Annotated in this window: 18 protein-coding genes; 11 read left to right on the top strand and 7 right to left on the bottom strand. The window is 66.7% G+C overall.

Translation table 11 applies throughout. From position 1 onward, the window contains the following. Positions 1–142 precede the first annotated feature (142 nt). The 3 genes from U8326_RS13255 (at position 143) to U8326_RS13245 (ending at position 4,767) form a co-directional block, all read left to right on the top strand. Complete coding sequence (locus U8326_RS13255) at positions 143–1,186, top strand: quinone-dependent dihydroorotate dehydrogenase (protein WP_324740850.1); 1,044 nt, start codon at positions 143–145, stop codon at positions 1,184–1,186. A gap of 9 nt (positions 1,187–1,195) precedes the next feature. Next, a complete protein-coding gene (gene ggt, locus U8326_RS13250; RefSeq protein ID WP_324740849.1) occupies positions 1,196–2,902 on the top strand; it encodes a gamma-glutamyltransferase in 1,707 nt (568 codons plus the stop codon). A gap of 62 nt (positions 2,903–2,964) precedes the next feature. Then, on the top strand, positions 2,965–4,767 hold the full coding sequence (locus U8326_RS13245; protein WP_324740848.1) for a long-chain fatty acid--CoA ligase: 1,803 nt from the start codon (positions 2,965–2,967) through the stop codon (positions 4,765–4,767). A 22-nt stretch (positions 4,768–4,789) separates the two neighbouring features. Here U8326_RS13245 and U8326_RS13240 read toward each other — a convergent pair whose 3' ends face one another. The 3 genes from U8326_RS13240 to U8326_RS13230 form a co-directional block, all read right to left on the bottom strand. Then, positions 4,790–5,317, bottom strand: a complete 528-nt coding sequence (locus tag U8326_RS13240) for a hypothetical protein (RefSeq protein ID WP_324743616.1) — start codon at positions 5,315–5,317, stop codon at positions 4,790–4,792. 84 nt (positions 5,318–5,401) lie between these two features. Continuing rightward, positions 5,402–6,397 carry a sulfur carrier protein ThiS gene (gene thiS / locus U8326_RS13235; RefSeq protein ID WP_324740847.1) on the bottom strand — a complete coding sequence of 332 codons (996 nt, stop codon included), beginning with the start codon at positions 6,395–6,397 and terminating at the stop codon, positions 5,402–5,404. A gap of 16 nt (positions 6,398–6,413) precedes the next feature. Next, positions 6,414–6,785: a MerC domain-containing protein gene (locus tag U8326_RS13230; RefSeq protein WP_324740846.1), complete on the bottom strand. Its 372-nt coding sequence runs from the start codon at positions 6,783–6,785 to the stop codon at positions 6,414–6,416. 90 nt (positions 6,786–6,875) lie between these two features. On the opposite strand from U8326_RS13230, the gene U8326_RS13225 reads away from it, so the two are divergent. The 5 genes from U8326_RS13225 (at position 6,876) to U8326_RS13205 (ending at position 10,198) form a co-directional block, all read left to right on the top strand. Next, positions 6,876–7,937, top strand: a complete 1,062-nt coding sequence (locus tag U8326_RS13225; RefSeq protein ID WP_324740845.1) for a COX15/CtaA family protein — start codon at positions 6,876–6,878, stop codon at positions 7,935–7,937. Further along, entirely contained in the window at positions 7,934–8,266 is a 333-nt protein-coding gene (gene cutA, locus U8326_RS13220) for a divalent-cation tolerance protein CutA (protein ID WP_324740844.1), read from the top strand. The genes U8326_RS13225 and cutA overlap by 4 nt, the downstream gene beginning before the upstream one ends. A 150-nt stretch (positions 8,267–8,416) precedes the next feature. After that, entirely contained in the window at positions 8,417–8,896 is a 480-nt protein-coding gene (gene rplM / locus U8326_RS13215) for a 50S ribosomal protein L13 (RefSeq protein WP_324740843.1), read from the top strand. Then, positions 8,896–9,429, top strand: coding sequence for a 30S ribosomal protein S9 (gene rpsI / locus U8326_RS13210; protein ID WP_324740842.1), 534 nt, complete (start codon positions 8,896–8,898; stop codon positions 9,427–9,429). The genes rplM and rpsI overlap by 1 nt, the downstream gene beginning before the upstream one ends. A gap of 82 nt (positions 9,430–9,511) precedes the next feature. Then, entirely contained in the window at positions 9,512–10,198 is a 687-nt protein-coding gene (locus U8326_RS13205; protein WP_324740841.1) for an HPP family protein, read from the top strand. Here U8326_RS13205 and U8326_RS13200 read toward each other — a convergent pair whose 3' ends face one another. From U8326_RS13200 to U8326_RS13185, 4 genes are all read right to left on the bottom strand, one after another. Further along, positions 10,199–11,056: a metallophosphoesterase gene (locus U8326_RS13200; protein ID WP_324740840.1), complete on the bottom strand. Its 858-nt coding sequence runs from the start codon at positions 11,054–11,056 to the stop codon at positions 10,199–10,201. It abuts the gene before it with no gap. Then, positions 11,049–11,900, bottom strand: a complete 852-nt coding sequence (locus U8326_RS13195; RefSeq protein WP_324740839.1) for a diacylglycerol kinase family protein — start codon at positions 11,898–11,900, stop codon at positions 11,049–11,051. The genes U8326_RS13200 and U8326_RS13195 overlap by 8 nt, the downstream gene beginning before the upstream one ends. A 49-nt stretch (positions 11,901–11,949) precedes the next feature. After that, the gene (locus tag U8326_RS13190; protein ID WP_324740838.1) at positions 11,950–12,216 is read right to left on the bottom strand and encodes a hypothetical protein; all 267 of its coding nucleotides are present in this window, start codon (positions 12,214–12,216) and stop codon (positions 11,950–11,952) included. A gap of 131 nt (positions 12,217–12,347) precedes the next feature. Further along, positions 12,348–13,874, bottom strand: coding sequence for a fumarate hydratase (locus U8326_RS13185; protein ID WP_324740837.1), 1,527 nt, complete (start codon positions 13,872–13,874; stop codon positions 12,348–12,350). Positions 13,875–13,996: 122 nt separating this feature from the next. On the opposite strand from U8326_RS13185, the gene U8326_RS13180 reads away from it, so the two are divergent. The 3 genes from U8326_RS13180 to U8326_RS13170 are packed head-to-tail and all read left to right on the top strand — an operon-like array spanning position 13,997 to position 16,617. Beyond that, positions 13,997–14,632 (top strand): protein-L-isoaspartate O-methyltransferase, encoded by a 636-nt coding sequence (locus tag U8326_RS13180; protein ID WP_324740836.1) that lies wholly within the window; start codon positions 13,997–13,999, stop codon positions 14,630–14,632. A 2-nt stretch (positions 14,633–14,634) separates the two neighbouring features. Beyond that, positions 14,635–16,089 (top strand): TolC family outer membrane protein, encoded by a 1,455-nt coding sequence (locus U8326_RS13175; protein ID WP_324740835.1) that lies wholly within the window; start codon positions 14,635–14,637, stop codon positions 16,087–16,089. Positions 16,090–16,146: 57 nt separating this feature from the next. Further along, entirely contained in the window at positions 16,147–16,617 is a 471-nt protein-coding gene (locus tag U8326_RS13170) for a DUF2497 domain-containing protein (protein WP_324740834.1), read from the top strand. The last annotated feature ends 17 nt before the right edge of the window (positions 16,618–16,634 follow it).

Raw genomic sequence — 16,634 nt, 5'->3', positions numbered from 1 at the left:
CGCACCTCCCCACTAGCGGAAAACGCAGGCGGCAAATTGTAAGAAGGCGACACGCAACCGGAAGAATCGTCCGATTTCGACGAAACACGCGCATTCCGTCTGTTCCATCGACAGAGCGCGGCGGCTTTGCCATAGATTCAACATGATCTACCGCCTGCTGCGCCCGTTTCTTTTCACGCTCGATGCGGAGCGGGCCCACGGCCTCGCGATCCGCGCCCTGCAGGCCATGCCAGGGGAGGCGCCGGCATCCTTCGGCCACGGGCTCGCCACGCAGGTGGCGGGCATTTCCTTCCCCAATCCGCTGGGCATGGCCGCCGGCTTCGACAAGGACGGCAAGATACCGGACGCGCTGCTCGGCCTCGGCTTCGGTTTCGCCGAGGTGGGTTCCATCACGCCGCTGCCGCAGGCGGGCAATCCCAGGCCGCGCCTGTTCCGCCTGACGAAAGATCGCGCGGTGATAAACCGCATGGGCTTCAACAATGACGGGGCGGAGGCAGCCGCCGCAAGGCTGGCCGCGCGCAATGGCCAAGGCAAGGACAGGGGCGGCGTGCTGGGCATCAACATCGGCGCAAACAAGGATTCGCAGGACCGGATCGCCGATTATGCCACGATGGCGCGAGCGATGGCGCCCTACGCATCCTATCTCGCCGTCAATGTCAGCAGCCCGAACACGCCTGGCCTGCGCGCGCTGCAGGATGAAGCGGCGCTGGCCGCCCTGCTCGATGCCGTGCTGGAAGCGCGCGGCCCCGCCGGGCCGCCGATCTTCCTCAAGGTCGCGCCCGATCTAGAAACCGCCGATATCGACGCAATCGCGCGGATCGCGCTCGACAGGCGGCTGGGCGCGCTGATCGTTTCCAACACCACCATTTCCCGCCCGCCGCTGCGCTCCCACCATGCCGGGGAAGCGGGCGGGCTTTCGGGGGAGCCGTTGCGCGATCTCGCGCAGCGGCGCTTGTCCGATTTCCGCAAGGCCACCGGCGGCGCGATCCCGCTGGTCGGCGTGGGCGGCATCGCCAGCGCCGAACATGCCTGGGCGCGCATCCGCGCCGGGGCCAGCCTGGTGCAGCTCTACAGCGCCATGGTCTATGAAGGCCCGAACCTCGCGAAGCGGATAGTGGCCGGCCTGGAGCGGCTGATGGCGCGCGAAGGCTTTGTATCGATTGCCGAAGCGGTAGGAAGCGAATAGGCCTGCCCCATGCTGAAACGCTTTTTCTCCAGCCTCAGCGCCCTTCTCCTCATCACGGCCTGCGCGACGGCGCCCCAAGCCGCCGAGCCGCAAACCGCCAGCGGCTCCGGCCTCGTCAGCGCGGCCGATCCGCGCGCGGCGGACGCGGGGGCGAGGATGCTGCGCCTTGGCGGCAATGCGACGGACGCGGCAATCGCGACGATGCTGGCGCTGACCGTGGTGGAGCCGCAAAGCTCGGGCATCGGCGGGGGCGGCTTCTTCGTCCGGGGCACGCCGCAGGGCGATGTCGCGACTCTGGACGGGCGCGAGACGGCGCCCGCCGCCGCCAAGCCGGACTGGTTCATGAAGGATGGCAAGCCGCTGCCTTTCGACGCGGCGGTGCTCTCCGGGCTGAGCGTGGGCGTGCCCGGGAACATCGCCCTTGCGGCGGAGGCGCATCGCCGCTTCGGCAAGCTGGGCTGGGCGCAATTGTTCGAGCCGGCCATCGCCCTGGCCGAAGAAGGTTTCCGGATCAGCCCGCGCCTGCATGATTTCCTCATCCGCAACCCGGAGCGGGCGGCGCATGGCGAAAGCGGCAAGCGCCTGTTCTACGACGAGCAGGGCCAGCCGCTGCCGATCGGCACCCTGGTGCTGAACCCGCAGCTTGCCGACAGCCTGCGCGAAATCGCGGTGGACGGGCCACGAGGATTTTACGAGGGCCGCCAGGCGAAGGCATTGGCCAGCGCAGTCGCGGCGGCCACGCCCCATCCGGGCAAGATGCAGCCGTCCGATCTCGCGGCCTATGCCGCCAAAGAGCGCCCCGCCCTGTGCGGCCTCTATCGCGGCTGGCGGATCTGCGGCATGGGGCCGCCCTCTTCCGGCGCCACCACCGTCTTCGCGATCCTCAAGCAGCTGGAAGGATTCGATCTGGCCGGGCTGGGATCGGCTTCCCCCATCGCCTGGCACCTGATCGCGGAATCCCAGCGCCTCGCCTATGCCGATCGCGAACGCTATCTCGCCGATCCGGATTTCGTCCGGGTTCCCGTGGAAGGACTGGCCAAGCCGGACTATCTGGCCGCGCGGGGCGGGCTGATCGACCCGGTCGACGCCATGGCCTCGGTCGAGCCGGGCCGCCCGGACGGCGCCCCGCCGCCAGCGGCCGACGGCGTTGCGCCCGAAGAAGGCGGGACATCCCATTTCGTGGCGGTGGATGGCGGCGGGACCGCCGTCAGCTATACCTCCACCATCGAAGGGGCCTTCGGATCGGGCATCGTGGTGGGCGGCTATTACCTCAACAACGAGCTGACCGATTTCAGCTTCATCCCGGATCGCGGCGGCCAGCCGGTGGCGAATCGCGTGGAAGGGGGCAAGCGGCCGCGCAGCTCCATGGCGCCGACCGTTGCCTATGCCCCCGACGGCAGGCTGGCGGTCGCTGTCGGCGCGGCCGGGGGCGCGACCATTCCGGCCCAGGTCGCGCGCGTGCTGATCGGCCTGATCGACTGGGGGCTGACGGTGGAGCAGGCCCTGGCCCTGCCCGTCATCTTCGCCCCGGGCGACACGGTGTATGTGGAGGCGGGCAGCACGCTGGAGGACATGATGCCGAGCCTGCGGGAGCTGGGGCACAAGGAAGTGCTTGCGCGCGATCTCCCGCTCAAGGCCAATGCCGCCGCATGGACCGCCAGCGGCTGGCAGGGCGCGGCGGACCCGCGCAGCGAGGGTGCTATTGCGAACGAGTAATGCTTGCGGCCTTCATCCGGCCATCTTAAGCCGCCTGATGGGGAGTTAGTGGGGAGACGGGAGTGAGGCTTTCGGATTTTGACGCGGCCACGAACCTCGTCAGCCTGTTTTTTCTGCGCGCGGACAAACTTGGCGACAAACCCTTCCTCTGGGCCAAGCGCGAGGGCCGGTGGCATTCGATTTCGTGGCGGGTGGCGGCAAGCCAGGTCTGCCTCATCGCCGAGAACCTGCGCGCCCTTGGCCTGCGCGACGGGGACCGGATCGCGCTGATATCCGAGAACCGGCCGGAGTGGTGCATCGCCGATCTCGCGATCATGGCGGCCGGCTGCATATCCGTCCCCACCTACACCACCAATACCGAACGCGATCACGTCCATATTCTCGACAATTCGGGCGCGCGCTGTGTGATCGTTTCCAGCGACAAGCTGGCCCGGCCGATCGTTCCGGCCATGATCCGCACCGGCATCGCGGAGCATCTGATCGGAATGGAGCCGCTGCGCCGCTCCCAGGCGGCCTTCGGCTATCACGACTGGGAGGAAATGCTGCGGGGCGATGCCGAGGCGGCGCGCCGGGCGGTGGAAGAGCGCATTTCCCATATCGCCCGGGCCGACAGCGCCTGCATCATCTATACCAGCGGGACCGGCGGCGCCCCGCGCGGCGTGCCGCAGCATCATGGCGCGATCCTGGCCAATGTGGCCGGATGCGCGCATATCTTCGAGGAGGATTTCTCGTGGGAAGAGGATGAGACTTTCCTCTCCTTCCTGCCGCTTTCCCATTCCTACGAGCATACCGGCGGGCAGTTCCTGGCCATCGGCCTGGGCGCGCAGACCTATTACGCGGAAGGCCTGGAAAAGCTCGCCAGCAATATCGAAGAGGCGAAGCCGACCATCATGGTGGTGGTGCCGCGCCTGTTCGAAGTGCTGCGCAGCCGGATCATGAAGCAGATGGAAAAGCAGGGCCGCACGGCGGTCTGGCTGATGGATCAGGCGCTGGCCGTCAATGCCCGCTCCCGCAACGGGCGGCCGCGCCTGCGCGACTGGCCGCTGGACCGGCTGGTGGACCGCCTGCTGCGGCCGAAGATCCGCCAGCGGTTCGGCGGGCGGATCAAGGCGCTGGTTTCCGGCGGCGCGCCGCTCAATCCCGATGTGGGCAATTTCTTCACGGCGATGGGGCTGACCCTGCTGCAGGGCTATGGCCAGACCGAGGCCGCGCCGGTAATCAGCTGCGGGCGGCCCGGCGTCGGGCTGAAGATGGACACGGTCGGCCCGCCCCTGCGCGGGGTGGAAGTGCGGATCGCGGAGGATGGCGAGATCCTGACCCGCGGCGAATGCGTGATGCATGGCTATTGGCAGAATCCCGAACAGACCGCGCTCACCCTTCAGGACGGCTGGCTGCACACCGGCGATATCGGCCATTTCGACGAGAAGGGCCGGCTGGTCATCACCGACCGCAAGAAGGACATGATCGTCAACGACAAGGGCGACAATATCGCCCCGCAGAAGATCGAAGGGATGCTCACCCTGCAGCCGGAAATCGCGCAGGCGATGGTGTCGGGCGACCGGCGGCCCTATGTGGTCGGCCTGCTCGTTCCCGATGCGGAATGGGCGCTGCAATGGGCGCAGGCCAATGACGAGAAGTTCGATCTGGCCGCGCTCCAGCAGCTTCCCGCGTTCCGCAGCGCGATCCGCGCGGCGGTCGACCGGGTGAACCAGGACCTCTCGGTGATCGAAAAGGTGCGGCAGTTCGCCTTCGCGGACGAAGCCTTCTCGATCGAGAACGAGCAGATGACGCCCAGCCTCAAGATCCGCAGGCACAAGCTGCGCGAGAAATATGGCGAGCGGCTGGACGGGCTTTACAAGAGCTGATCGCGGCTAGCGGGGTCCTGATTCAGGCCGCTTCCTTCTCCACATATTCGGGATAGAAGCTGGGCGGCCGATCCGACCAGCCGGATGCGGTGGCGGCGGCTTCGCTCAGCGATTGCAGCAGCATCTTGCGGCGGCAGGGTGGGATATGCGGCAGCGCGGCTGCGCCGCAGAAGGCCGACGGCAGCCAGGGCCGCGCCCAGGCGCCCAGCAGGCGCTCATACAGGAAGCGATAGGCCGAGAAGCTGGACAGCCGCTGCTGCGACAAGTCGAACGCACTCACCCGCAGAAGCTGGCCCATGAAACGGTCCACCCCGTCCAGCGAGCTTTCGTCCGGCTGATGGGCGCGCAGGCCCTTGAGATCCTGATAGGCGACATACTGGCTGCGGATCGAGGCGCTTTCCGCCGAATCGCGCGCCCAGAGCTTGAAGGCATCCTGCCGGCCCAGCCCGACATCGAGGCTGCGCTTGATGTAACGCTGCTCGGCCGCGTCGAAACTGGCGAATTCGCGCAGTTCGGCAATGGTCATCGTGGCGGTGCCGGTCTCACTCATCATCTTGCCCCCTTGCGCCGAACATCGACGGCGCGTCTGGGCAGACCTTCACTGAATATGGTTATCATCCGGTAAAGAGCGGGATCAAATCATTCCGGAGAGGGGGCTGGACGGATCGGCATATTTGCGGGCGGCCATGCGGCCCGCGCGATAGGCATGGCGGCCCGCCTCCACCGCCAGCCTCATGGCCCGCGCCATCCGGATCGGGTCCTTCGCCTCGGCAATGGCGGTGTTCATCAGCACCCCGGTGCAGCCAAGCTCCATCGCCACGGCGGCGTCGCTCGCCGTGCCGACGCCGGCATCGACCAGCACCGGCAGGCGCGTTCCTTCCACGATCAGGCGGATCGTCACCTTGTTCTGGATGCCCAGCCCCGATCCGATCGGCGCGCCCAGCGGCATGATCGCGGCTGCCCCGGCTTCTTCCAGCTGCTTCGCCGCCACCGGATCGTCGACGCAATAGACCATCGGGTGGAAGCCTTCGCGTGCCAGCACTTCGGTGGCGCGCAGCGTCTCGCGCATGTCGGGATAGAGCGTGCGCGCCTCGCCCAGCACTTCCAGCTTGACCAGATCCCAGCCGCCCGCCTCGCGCGCAAGGCGCAGGGTGCGGATCGCCTCGTCCGCGGTGTGGCAGCCGGCGGTGTTGGGCAGATAGGTGATTCGTTGGGGATCTATGAAATCGGTCAGCATCGGCGCGGACGGATCGGACAGATTGACCCGCCGCACCGCGACCGTGACGATCTCCGCCCCGCTGGCCGCAAGCGCTGCGGCGTTCTGCTGGAAGTCGCGATATTTGCCGGTGCCGACGATCAGGCGGGAGCGGAAGCGGCGCCCGGCCACTTCCCAGCTATCGTCCTCGAGGCCGGCATCGTCGCCCCCGCCCACGAAATGCACGATCTCCAGCGCATCCCCGTCGGCCAGCGCGACATCGCCCAGGGTCGACCGGGCGACTATCTCGCCATTGCGCTCCACCGCGACCTTGGCGGGATCGAGGCCCAGTTCGCGCACCAGCGCGGCCAGGGTCTGCCCCGGCTCGGCGCGGCGGGATTCGCCATTGACGGTCAGCTTGAGTGTAGCGGTCATCCCCGCCAGATAGCGCTCAACACGCGTGGCGCAAGTTCAGGAAATGCGCAAAGGCAACCAGGGCAACGCCGCCGATGGTCAGGATCGCCTCGCCGAACCCGTGGCCGACGCCGAGCGCGCCCGCCATCAGCGCGAAGCCGCAAGCGGCGATCAGGAGGGGAATCCGTCGCCCGTGCCGCAAGGCGCCCAGCCCGATAGCGATCACCCCGACCGCGATCGCCAGCGCCAGCCCATAGCGATGGATTTCCGGCGCCAGCAGCCATTCGCCGCCCAGGCCGAGCGCCGCCACCAGCACCAGCCCCGCCACGCAATGCAGCAGGCAAAGGCCCGAAAGGGCGATGCCGAACCGATCCATCCGGCTTCGAATCAAATGCAGGGCGGCGCGCATGGCATCGCCAATATGTGACATTATATCATCATGCAATCGGAAAAACCGCGCACCCTTGCGCTTTGCGTGCGCCCGACGCAGAAGGGCGCCATGGTCGCATCCTCAATCCAGGGCGAGAGCTGGCCCGCAGCCGTCGATGGTCCGGCACAGCCGCGCCCGCTGATCCGCTGGCTGCTGATCGTCGCCGTTCTCGTCACCATCATAGTCGCCGTCGGCGGAATCACCCGGCTCACCGAATCAGGGCTGTCCATCACCGAATGGAAGCCGGTGACGGGCACCATTCCCCCGCTGACCGATGCGCAATGGCAGGCCGAGTTCGAAGCCTACAAGAAGATTCCCGAATATATCGAGATCAACGGGCCGGCGGGAATGACCCTGGCGGATTACAAGTTCATCTATTTCTGGGAATGGTTCCACCGCCTGCTCGGGCGGGTGATCGGGCTGGCCTTCGCGCTGCCGCTGGCATGGTTCTGGGTCAAGGGCCGAATACCCGCAGGATACAAGCCGCGGCTGCTGGCTCTGCTCGCGCTCGGTGCCCTTCAGGGCGTGTTCGGGTGGCTTATGGTCCGCTCAGGCCTGTCCGTGCGCACCGATGTCAGCCATTTCTGGCTCTCGATCCATCTGCTGACCGCGCTGTTCACCCTGGCGGGGCTGGTCTGGACCGCGCTCGACCTCCGCTCGCTCGAGCGGAACCCCACCGCCCGGCCCGCGAGATTGACCTTCACCGGCGCGCTGGTCGGCGTCATCCTGTTCCTGCAACTGCTGCTGGGCGCCTGGGTGGCCGGGCTGAACGCGGGCCTCGCATCGGACACCTGGCCGCTGATGCAGGGCCGCTTCATTCCGGAGATCGACTGGAGCAAGGGCTTCTGGTGGAGCGCCACCCACGATCCCTTCCTGATCCATTTCCTCCATCGCTGGTGGGCCTGGGTGGCGGTCGCGGGGCTGATCGTCCTGGCGCGCATGGCCAGGAAACAAGGCGTCAGGCCGGCTTCCATAGCGATCCACACCGCCTTCGGCACGCAGATCCTGCTCGGCATCGCCACGGTGCTGACCGGCGTCTCGCTATGGCTGGCGGTGCTGCATCAACTGGTCGGAGCCATGCTGGTCTGGGCCACGGCGTGGGGCATCCATGTGATCGGACGCAGGGCATGAGCGAGCCGCAAGGGGCGCTGATCTGGTGCCCCTTCGGCGACCGGGACAGCGCGAGCCAGGTGGTCGGACAATTGCTGGACGAAAGGCTGATCGCCTGCGCCAACATCCTGCCGGACATGCAATCGCTCTATCTCTGGAAGGGCGAGCGCGGCGACAGCCGCGAATGCGGAGTGCTGCTGAAAACCGAAGCCTCCACCCTGGACCGGGCGGTCGAGCGGCTGGCCGAGCTTCATCCCTACGAAGACCCCGCGATCATCGGCTGGCACTGCGATGCGGCCAGCCCGGCGACTCTCGCCTGGCTGGCGCAAGAGACGGGCAACGCCGGATAAACCAACGGAGCGGTATTATTTTACCTCTCTGCGAGCGCCCGGATTCGCTTGACTTTCGAGCGATTCGCGAACAAATGCGCCCACTTCGCGGCCTGTATGCGACGCCCCGCGGCGCCATGGCCCTTCGCAGATACGAGGAATTGACAGCCCATGAAGGCGCTCAGCAAGACCACCCGGTCGATCAAGCCGGCCGAGGTGGAAAAGAAGTGGCACCTGATCGATGCCGACGGCCTGGTGGTAGGCCGCCTCGCGGTGATCGTCGCCAATATCCTGCGCGGCAAGCACAAGCCGAGCTTCACCCCGCATGTCGATTGCGGTGACCATGTCGTGGTCGTCAATGCCGACAAGGTCCGCCTGACCGGCAACAAGCTGAAGCAGAAGACCTATTACAAGCACACCGGCTATGCCGGCGGGATCAAGGCCGTGACAGCCGACAAGGTGCTGGATGGCCGCTTTCCCGAGCGCGTCCTGGAAAAGGCCGTGGAACGCATGATTCCGCGCGGCCCGCTTGGCCGCCAGCAGATGAAGGCGCTGCATCTCTATGCCGGCACCGAGCATCCGCACGCTGGCAACCAGCCCGAAACGCTCGACGTCGCTTCGTTGAACCGCAAGAACAAGGTGGGCGCATAATGGCCGACAACAACACCATTTCCGATCTCGCCGACCTCAAGGACATCACCGGCAACGCGGCGGAAAGCGAAACCGCCGCAATCGCCAGCGCGCCGGTCGCTCCGCGCGTTTCCACCGCTCCACTGCGCGAGCAGGAGCTGGACGCACAGGGCCGCGCCTATGCCACCGGCCGCCGCAAGGATGCGGTCGCCCGCGTCTGGATCAAGCCCGGCACCGGCAAGATCACGGTCAACGGCCGCGATCAGGAAACCTATTTTGCCCGTCCGACCCTGCGGCTCGTCATCAACCAGCCGTTCCAGATCGCGGATCGCGCCGGCCAGTATGACGTTGTCGCCACGGTCAAGGGCGGCGGTCTGTCCGGCCAGGCCGGCGCCGTGAAGCACGGCATCAGCCAGGCTCTCAGCAAGTTCGAGCCCGCGCTGCGCAGCACCGTGAAGGCCGCCGGCTTCCTCACCCGCGACAGCCGCGTGGTCGAGCGCAAGAAGTATGGCCGGGCCAAGGCTCGCCGCAGCTTCCAGTTCTCGAAGCGCTAAGCGGCTTCAATCATACGAGACAAGGGAGGGGTCAGCCAGGCTGGCCCCTTTTTTGCGCCAAACGCCTTCGGAAAGCCGAACCATGCCCTATCGCTTTCTGGCCAGCGCTGCGAGCCGCGCAACGGGTCGGCTCGGCTGGGCGCGCGGCGCGGCGGGCGCGCTGATCGGCATCGGTTTCGCGGCCGCGCTCACCCACCTTCTGCTGCCCGGACACAATTTCGAGGCCCAATGGATGATCGCGTCGGTGGGCGCATCTTCCGTATTGGTGTTCGCCCTGCCCGCCAGTCCGCTTGCCCAGCCCTGGCCGGTCCTGGGCGGCAGCATGTTCTCGGCGCTGGTGGGACTGGGTGTGGGGCAATGGGTTCCGATCCCGGAACTGGCCTGTGCGCTGGCGGTCGGCTTGGCGATAGCGGGCATGAGCGCGACCCGCTGCCTGCATCCGCCCGGCGGAGCCTGCGCCTTGCTGGGCACCCTGGCCGCCCACGGCTGGATCGCCCTGCTGCTTCCGCTCGGCCTCAATCTCCTGGGAATTCTGGCGATCGGCTGGCTCTACAACAATCTGACCGGGCATTCCTGGCCTCACCGGATGCCCAGCGCGCCACCGAAGCCATTGCAAGGCTGGATTCCGAATTACGAAACGGGGGACCTCGACGCGGTGCTGGAAGAATGGGACGAAGTGCTCGACGTCAGCCGCGACGATCTGGACGCCCTGTTCCGTGCGGTGGAGCGCCGCGCGCAGCGGCGCTGGCAGCAGGGACCGCCGATCTGATCAGTGGACCGGCGGGTCGACCGCCGGAACCTGCCCGATCGGGGCGACCGGCTCGCCCGGTTCGCGCGGCGGCATGGCGTCTTCGGGCACCTCGTCGATCTGCATGGCCGGGGTCGGAACATGCTGCAGATTGCGCACTTCGACGGAAAGCGTCTCCCCATCCCAGCGCAGCTCGTTGAAGCTGGGCGGCGTGGAGCGGATGCGCCGGGAAAGAGTGCCGGCGCCGATCATCCTGACCGGGCCTTTCGCAGTTTCCGTGACGATATCGAACGCATCGTGGATATGGCCGCTGAGCACGGCCAGCACATTCCGGCCCGCCAGTGCTTCCAGGGCGCGGGTTCCGCCGATGGTCAGCCGCTTGCCACGCTCGTTGAATTCCGTCAGCGGATGGTGCGCCGTCACCAGAACCTGCTTGCCAGGGGGCAGCGCGTCTATCGCATCCAGCGTATGGCGCAGGGCCTTGTCCGTTACCCAGCCGTTGGACCATGGGAAACGCCATTGCGCGCGCGTGGACGTCTTGAGCGGAACCAGCGCAAGCCCGGGCAGGTCGATTTCCCGTTCGACCAGATTCTGGATCTCGCGGAATCGCTGATAGGGCGTGGTGAAACGCTCGATCAGGTTGAAATAGGGCATGTCGTGATTGCCCACCTCGACCGTCACCGGAGCTTCCAGAGCGCCGATCCATTGGCGGGCGGCCGCGAATTCGCGATGCCGCGCCCGCATGGTGAGATCGCCGGTTATCGCCACCGCGCTGGGCCGCCGCGCCGCCAGCTCGCCGACGACCCAGTCCAGCGCGCGCCGGTCTTCCAGCCCGAAATGAATGTCGCTCAGATGGAACAGGGTGGTCGTTTCAGCCATCGGGCTTGCAAAGCAGGTCGAGTTGGAGCTGGGCAAGAGAAAATTGCTCTTCGCGCCGCCCCGTCCGCCTTTCTCCATCTATCATCAAGGCAATCGGCTCTTCCTTGCCGGATCGGCATGTCACCGCGTCATGCAGCCCGAGATCGTCATGAGGCCCCTCGCGAAAGTCCCGCCGCAGCAGGGCGATGCCCTGTTTCAGATAATCGCCGATATCCTCCGCGCCATAGCCCTGGACCATCATCCCGCCCCGGGCGATGGACAGCCGCACGCCGGCATAGCCCTGCTCGCGCCCCAGCATCGGCTGGCGGATGACCACCATCGGGCCGGCCGCGCTCTGGCTGGCGGCATCGACGGCCGTGGCGAGCGTTTCGACGATATTGCCCTCGCGCAATTCCTCGCGCACATCCGCCCAGGCGGCGCCTGGCCCGGCCAGGATCTCGGCCAGTCCGGTCCCTGTCGAGCAGCGAATGCAATTCGGGCGGCGGGCAACCAGCCCGCCACGGCCGAACAGGGCGATGATCTCGCCCGGCCCGGCATCGCCATACAGCATGCCGCACAGCAGATTGGCGGTGCCGCCCGGCAGCGGCAGCACCGACCCACCCCAGCCTTCAAGCGCGGTGATCGACGCATTCAGCGTGCCGTCCCCGCCATGCACCGCGAGGATACCGACACCCGCATGCTCCAGCGCGCGCCGGTCCGGCATATTCTCATTCCGGCAATCGACTATCCTGCCGGGCTGGGCGCCAGCCTTCTCCAGTTCCGCGACGACTTCCTGAAGGCGAGTCTCGTCATGGCTGCCGCTCGCGCCATTGATCAGGAGCCACAGGCAGGGCTTGCCGTTCATGGCCGGATAGCGCCCGGGCGGCGATCCGGTTCCCCCGCCATGCGGCGGATCACAGCCTTCGGGTGATAATCAGCCACGCCGCAAGGGCATTGAACAGGCTGTAGGCAAGATAGGCGATGCCCCATCCCGAATGTTCGTTGGCCACCAGCAGCAGGGCCGCGAGCAGCACCAGAAACTCGCTCACGAGGCCTATCCGGCCCCCGAGAAGATGCACAAACCACGGCAATTGCCCCAGCAATGGATGACGGCTTTCCAGCACCGCCTTGTGCATCGCGAAATTGCCGACGCCGAGGAGAAAGATGAGCAGGATCGCCATGTGCCGCTCACTCTATGCCCATAAGGCGATTCGCCCCGAATGTTTTGTCACATATCGCCGAAATCGGACACGACTCGCCGCACCGCCAGGGCAGGCGGCGAGTCGGGACTCCTGCCGGCGCCGGTCGAGGATCAGCCGGCGGGAAGCAGATGTTCCCGCGCGATCTTTTCCTGCCACTCCAGCGGAGCGAGGGTGTGGACGTTCCGGCCCTGCGAATCGACCGCCACGGTGACGGGCATGTCCTCGACCGTGAATTCGTAGATGGCTTCCATCCCCAAATCCTCGAAGGCGATCACTTCGGCCTTCTTGATCGCCCGGGCGACCAGATAGGCCGCGCCGCCGACGGCCATCAAATAAGCGGACTGGTGCTTCGCGATGGATTCCGTGGCCGCCGGGCCGCGTTCGGACTTGCCGACGCTAGCCAGCAGCCCCTGGCCCAGCATCATGTCCATGAACTTGTCCATGCGGGTGGCGGTGGTGGGGCCGGCCGGGCCGACCACTTCGTCGCGCACCGGATCGACCGGGCCGACATAATAGATCACGCGGCCGGTGAAATCGACCGGCAGCGGCTCGCCCTTGGCCAGCATGTCCTGGATGCGCTTGTGCGCGGCGTCGCGGCCGGTCAGCATCTTGCCGTTGAGCAGCAGGCGGTCGCCCTTCTGCCAGCCCTGCACTTCTTCGGCGGTCAGCGTATCGAGATTGACGCGCTTGGCCGCCTGGTCAGGCGCCCAGTGGACCTTCGGCCATTCGTCGAGCCTGGGCGTTTCCAGATAGCTCGGGCCGGAGCCATCGAGAGTGAAATGGGCATGGCGGGTCGCCGCGCAATTGGGAATCATCGCCACCGGCTTGCCCGCGGCATGGCAGGGCCAGTCCCTGATCTTGACGTCCAGGATGGTGGAAAGCCCGCCCAGCCCCTGCGCGCCGATGCCCAGCGCATTGACCTTGTCGAAGATCTCGATTCGCAGCGCCTCGATATCGTTTTGCGGGCCGCGCTGCTTCAGCTGACCCATGTCGATCGGGTCCATCAGCGCTTCCTTGGCCAGCTTCACGCAATGTTCGGCCGTGCCGCCGATGCCGATGCCCAGCATGCCGGGCGGGCACCAGCCCGCGCCCATCTGGGGCAGCATCTCCAGCACCCAGTCGACGATATTGTCACTGGGGTTCATCATCCTGAACTTGGACTTGTTCTCGCTGCCGCCGCCCTTGGCCGCGACATCGACCGAGACCTTGCCGCCCGGCACCATCTCCACCGACAGCACGCAGGGCGTATTGTCGCGCGTGTTGCGGCGGGTGAACGCCGGGTCGGCGAGCACCGAAGCGCGCAGCTTGTTCTCGGGGTGGTTGTAGGCCCTGCGCACCCCCTCATCGACCACTTCCTGCAGGCCGAGTTTCGATTCCAGCCGGCAATCCTGGCCCCATTTGACGAAGACATTGACGATGCCGGTGTCCTGGCAAAGCGGGCGATGCCCTTCCGCGCACATCCGGCTGTTGGTGAGGATCTGGGCGATCGCGTCCTTCGCCGCCGGGCCCTGTTCCGCCTCATAGGCCTCGCCCAGCGCGCGGATGTAATCCATCGGATGGTAGTAGGAGATATATTGCAGCGCATCTGCAACGCTTTCGATCAGGTCGTCTTCGCGGATCGTCACCATCTCGGCCATGGACTCGAGGCTCCTTCACTTGGTATTGCCGCCCCATAGTCGCCGCAGGGCTCGGTCGTCAAAGCGCTTGGCGCGAGCGGCCGTCTTGCCTAAAGCGTCGTGCGACATGGCCCCGTTCCCGCATGGAACGCCCCGCGCATGAGGAATTGAAGATGAATGTGGCAGCCGCGCGCGCCGAAATCGACTTCACCGCCGCCCGCAAGGCAATGATCGACAGCCAGCTGCGAGTCAGCGGCGTCAATGAAGAACCCGTGCTGGCCGCGATGGCCAGTGTGCCGCGCGAAGAGCATGTGCCCGAGGCCGCGCGGGATTTCGCCTATATCGACCGCGCGGTGGCGCTGGGCGACGGCCGCTTCCTGGCCGCTCCGCTGTTCTACGGCCGGCTCCTCGGCGAAGCACAGATGGCGCGGGATGACCGGGTGCTGGTGGTGGATGCGGGCAGCGGCTATCTGACCGCCCTGGCCCGGACCCTCGCCGATACGGTCGAATCGGTCGATCCCGCCGAAGCCGTCGCCAAGAGCCGCAAGCGCGGCGATTTCTCCGTCCTGCTGATCGACGGCGCGGTGGAACAGGTGCCCGCATCGCTGGCGGCCAGGCTGGCCGATGGCGCGCGAGTGGTGACCGGCCTGGTCAGCCGCGGCGTGACCCGGTTCGCCTACGGGCGCAAGGCCGGTGGCGAAGTGGCGCTGCTGCCGCTGGCCGAAATGGGCATCCCAATCCTGGCTGAATTCGCCGTTCCAAAAGGCTGGTCCTTCTGATCATGCGCAATCGGGCGACTGCCGCCCAATTGCTGGGCGCCTGCGCACTCGTCTGGGCCGGCCTGGCGCCAGCGCGGGCCGATACCCTGCGCGAGGCGCTGGCAAGCGCCTATAACACCAATCCCACCCTGCAGGGCGCGCGGGCGGACCAGCGCGCGGTGGACGAGAATGTCGTGATCGAACGGGCCGACGGCCTGCCTTCGGCCAGCGGCGGCGGCACCTTTACGGAATATCTCTACAACAGCACGGACAGCCCGCTCAATCCGAAGCGGCAATACAACGCCACCCTGTCCCTCGGCGTGCCGATCTATTCCGGCGGGGCGGTGAAGAACGCGGTTCGCGCCGCGAAGACCCGGGTGAAGGCCGGGCAGGCCGATCTGCGCGCCACCGAATCCGCCATCTTCAGCCAGGTCGTCGCCACCTACATGGATGTCATCCAGAACGAGGCGATCGTCCGGCTCAACGCCAACCAGGTCGATGTGCTGGGCGTCAACCTGCAGGCCACCAGCGACCGTTTCGAGATCGGCGACCTCACCCGCACCGATGTCGCGCAATCCTCCGCGCGGCTGGAACTGGCGAAGGGCGATCTGCGCGGCGCCAGCGCCGATCTGGTGTCGGCGCGGGAACGCTACATCCAGCTGATCGGCCATGCGCCGGGCGAGCTGGCGCCGCCGCCGCCGCTGCCCGGCCTGCCGGAAAGCGCGGAGCAGGCAGTCGCGATCGCACTGGAAAGCAATCCCGACCTTGTCGCGGCGCATGAGCGGTCGCAGGCATCGGCATATGACATCGAGGTGGCCGGATCGACCCGCCTGCCGCAGATCGAAGTCTTTGCCGGCGGCGACTATACCAGGCAGGAGCGGGCGGAGGACATCGCCCTAGGCGATGCATTCCCCAAATCCAGCACCGGGGCGACGGCCGGGGTGCGCGCGACGATTCCGATCTTCCAGGGCGGACGGCCCGCCGCGCTGGAACGCCAGGCGCAAGCGCGCGCCGCTTCGGCGCTGGAGCAGGAAATCGCCACCGAGCGCGACATCATCGCCCAGGTCCGGGCCGCATTCTCGAGCTGGCAGGCGGCCAATGCAATCATCGATTCCACCCAGAGCGCGATCGAGGCGGCCGAACTGAGCCTCGAAGGGGTGCGCGCCGAGAGCACGGTCGGCAACCGGACCATCCTCGATATCCTGAATGCCGAGCAGGAGCTGCTCAATTCGCGGGTCCAGCTCGTGATCGCCCGGCGCAACGCCTATGTGGCGGGATTCACGCTGCTGGCGGCCATGGGCAAGGCCGAGGCGAGGGATCTCAACCTCGATGTCGGCGGGCCGCTCTACGATCCCCAGGACAATTATGAGCGGGTGAAAGGCAATATCTTCGACTGGTCGTTCGACCCCGATCCGGAGGCGCAATCCACGCGAACCGTTGACACGCCGGCGCAGGACGGCTCAATTTCTTCGCAATAATTCCGTTCTATTGTGATATGGCCCGCACGGGGCAAAGCAAGATGGGGCACGCAGCTCATGCGTCAGGAAGGTGAACCGTCGGTCGAGGAGATCCTCGAATCGATCAAGAAGGTTATCGCGCGCGACAACCGCGAAAGCGCGGTCGAGCAGCGCCGCCAGCGGGAGCAGGCCGGGATTCAGCCGGAAGTGATCGAGCAGTCGGGAGAGGATCTGGACGAGATTCTGGACCTGGGCGAAGAAGCCGAGATGATCGAGGACGAACCGTTCGAGCAGCCGGGCGTGACCGAATCGCCGCTGGTGAACGAGGCTGTCGGCAGCTCGATGCGCGAATCGCTCGCCGCGCTGGCCATGCTTTCGGAGCCGAGCGCCCGCCCGCAGATCGTCCGTTCCGGCGAAACCTCGCTGGAAGGGCTGGTGCGCGACATGCTCCGCCCGATGCTGGCGGATTGGCTGGAGCGCAACCTGCCGGGCATGGTCGAGAAGATGGTTGCGGCCGAAATCGCGCGGATCGCCGGAAAGCGGGCCTGAAACGCCCCGGTTTCAGG

The sequence above is a fragment of the Tsuneonella sp. CC-YZS046 genome, from assembly GCF_035581365.1.
GTDB lineage: Bacteria > Pseudomonadota > Alphaproteobacteria > Sphingomonadales > Sphingomonadaceae > JAWKXU01.
This window is presented reverse-complemented; position numbering and strand designations above follow the sequence as displayed.

What these genes read in the sequence shown, in the direction of transcription:
- U8326_RS13255 (WP_324740850.1), top strand. Translation starts at nt 143, where the DNA reads ATGATCTACCGCCTGCTGCGCCCGTTTCTTTTCACGCTCGATGCGGAG.
- ggt (WP_324740849.1), top strand. Translation starts at nt 1,196, where the DNA reads ATGCTGAAACGCTTTTTCTCCAGCCTCAGCGCCCTTCTCCTCATCACG.
- U8326_RS13240 (WP_324743616.1), bottom strand. Translation starts at nt 5,317, where the DNA reads ATGAGTGAGACCGGCACCGCCACGATGACCATTGCCGAACTGCGCGAA.
- thiS (WP_324740847.1), bottom strand. Translation starts at nt 6,397, where the DNA reads ATGACCGCTACACTCAAGCTGACCGTCAATGGCGAATCCCGCCGCGCC.
- U8326_RS13230 (WP_324740846.1), bottom strand. Translation starts at nt 6,785, where the DNA reads ATGCGCGCCGCCCTGCATTTGATTCGAAGCCGGATGGATCGGTTCGGC.
- U8326_RS13225 (WP_324740845.1), top strand. Translation starts at nt 6,876, where the DNA reads ATGGTCGCATCCTCAATCCAGGGCGAGAGCTGGCCCGCAGCCGTCGAT.
- cutA (WP_324740844.1), top strand. Translation starts at nt 7,934, where the DNA reads ATGAGCGAGCCGCAAGGGGCGCTGATCTGGTGCCCCTTCGGCGACCGG.
- rplM (WP_324740843.1), top strand. Translation starts at nt 8,417, where the DNA reads ATGAAGGCGCTCAGCAAGACCACCCGGTCGATCAAGCCGGCCGAGGTG.
- rpsI (WP_324740842.1), top strand. Translation starts at nt 8,896, where the DNA reads ATGGCCGACAACAACACCATTTCCGATCTCGCCGACCTCAAGGACATC.
- U8326_RS13205 (WP_324740841.1), top strand. Translation starts at nt 9,512, where the DNA reads ATGCCCTATCGCTTTCTGGCCAGCGCTGCGAGCCGCGCAACGGGTCGG.
- U8326_RS13200 (WP_324740840.1), bottom strand. Translation starts at nt 11,056, where the DNA reads ATGGCTGAAACGACCACCCTGTTCCATCTGAGCGACATTCATTTCGGG.
- U8326_RS13195 (WP_324740839.1), bottom strand. Translation starts at nt 11,900, where the DNA reads ATGAACGGCAAGCCCTGCCTGTGGCTCCTGATCAATGGCGCGAGCGGC.
- U8326_RS13190 (WP_324740838.1), bottom strand. Translation starts at nt 12,216, where the DNA reads ATGGCGATCCTGCTCATCTTTCTCCTCGGCGTCGGCAATTTCGCGATG.
- U8326_RS13185 (WP_324740837.1), bottom strand. Translation starts at nt 13,874, where the DNA reads ATGGCCGAGATGGTGACGATCCGCGAAGACGACCTGATCGAAAGCGTT.
- U8326_RS13180 (WP_324740836.1), top strand. Translation starts at nt 13,997, where the DNA reads ATGGAACGCCCCGCGCATGAGGAATTGAAGATGAATGTGGCAGCCGCG.
- U8326_RS13175 (WP_324740835.1), top strand. Translation starts at nt 14,635, where the DNA reads ATGCGCAATCGGGCGACTGCCGCCCAATTGCTGGGCGCCTGCGCACTC.
- U8326_RS13170 (WP_324740834.1), top strand. Translation starts at nt 16,147, where the DNA reads ATGCGTCAGGAAGGTGAACCGTCGGTCGAGGAGATCCTCGAATCGATC.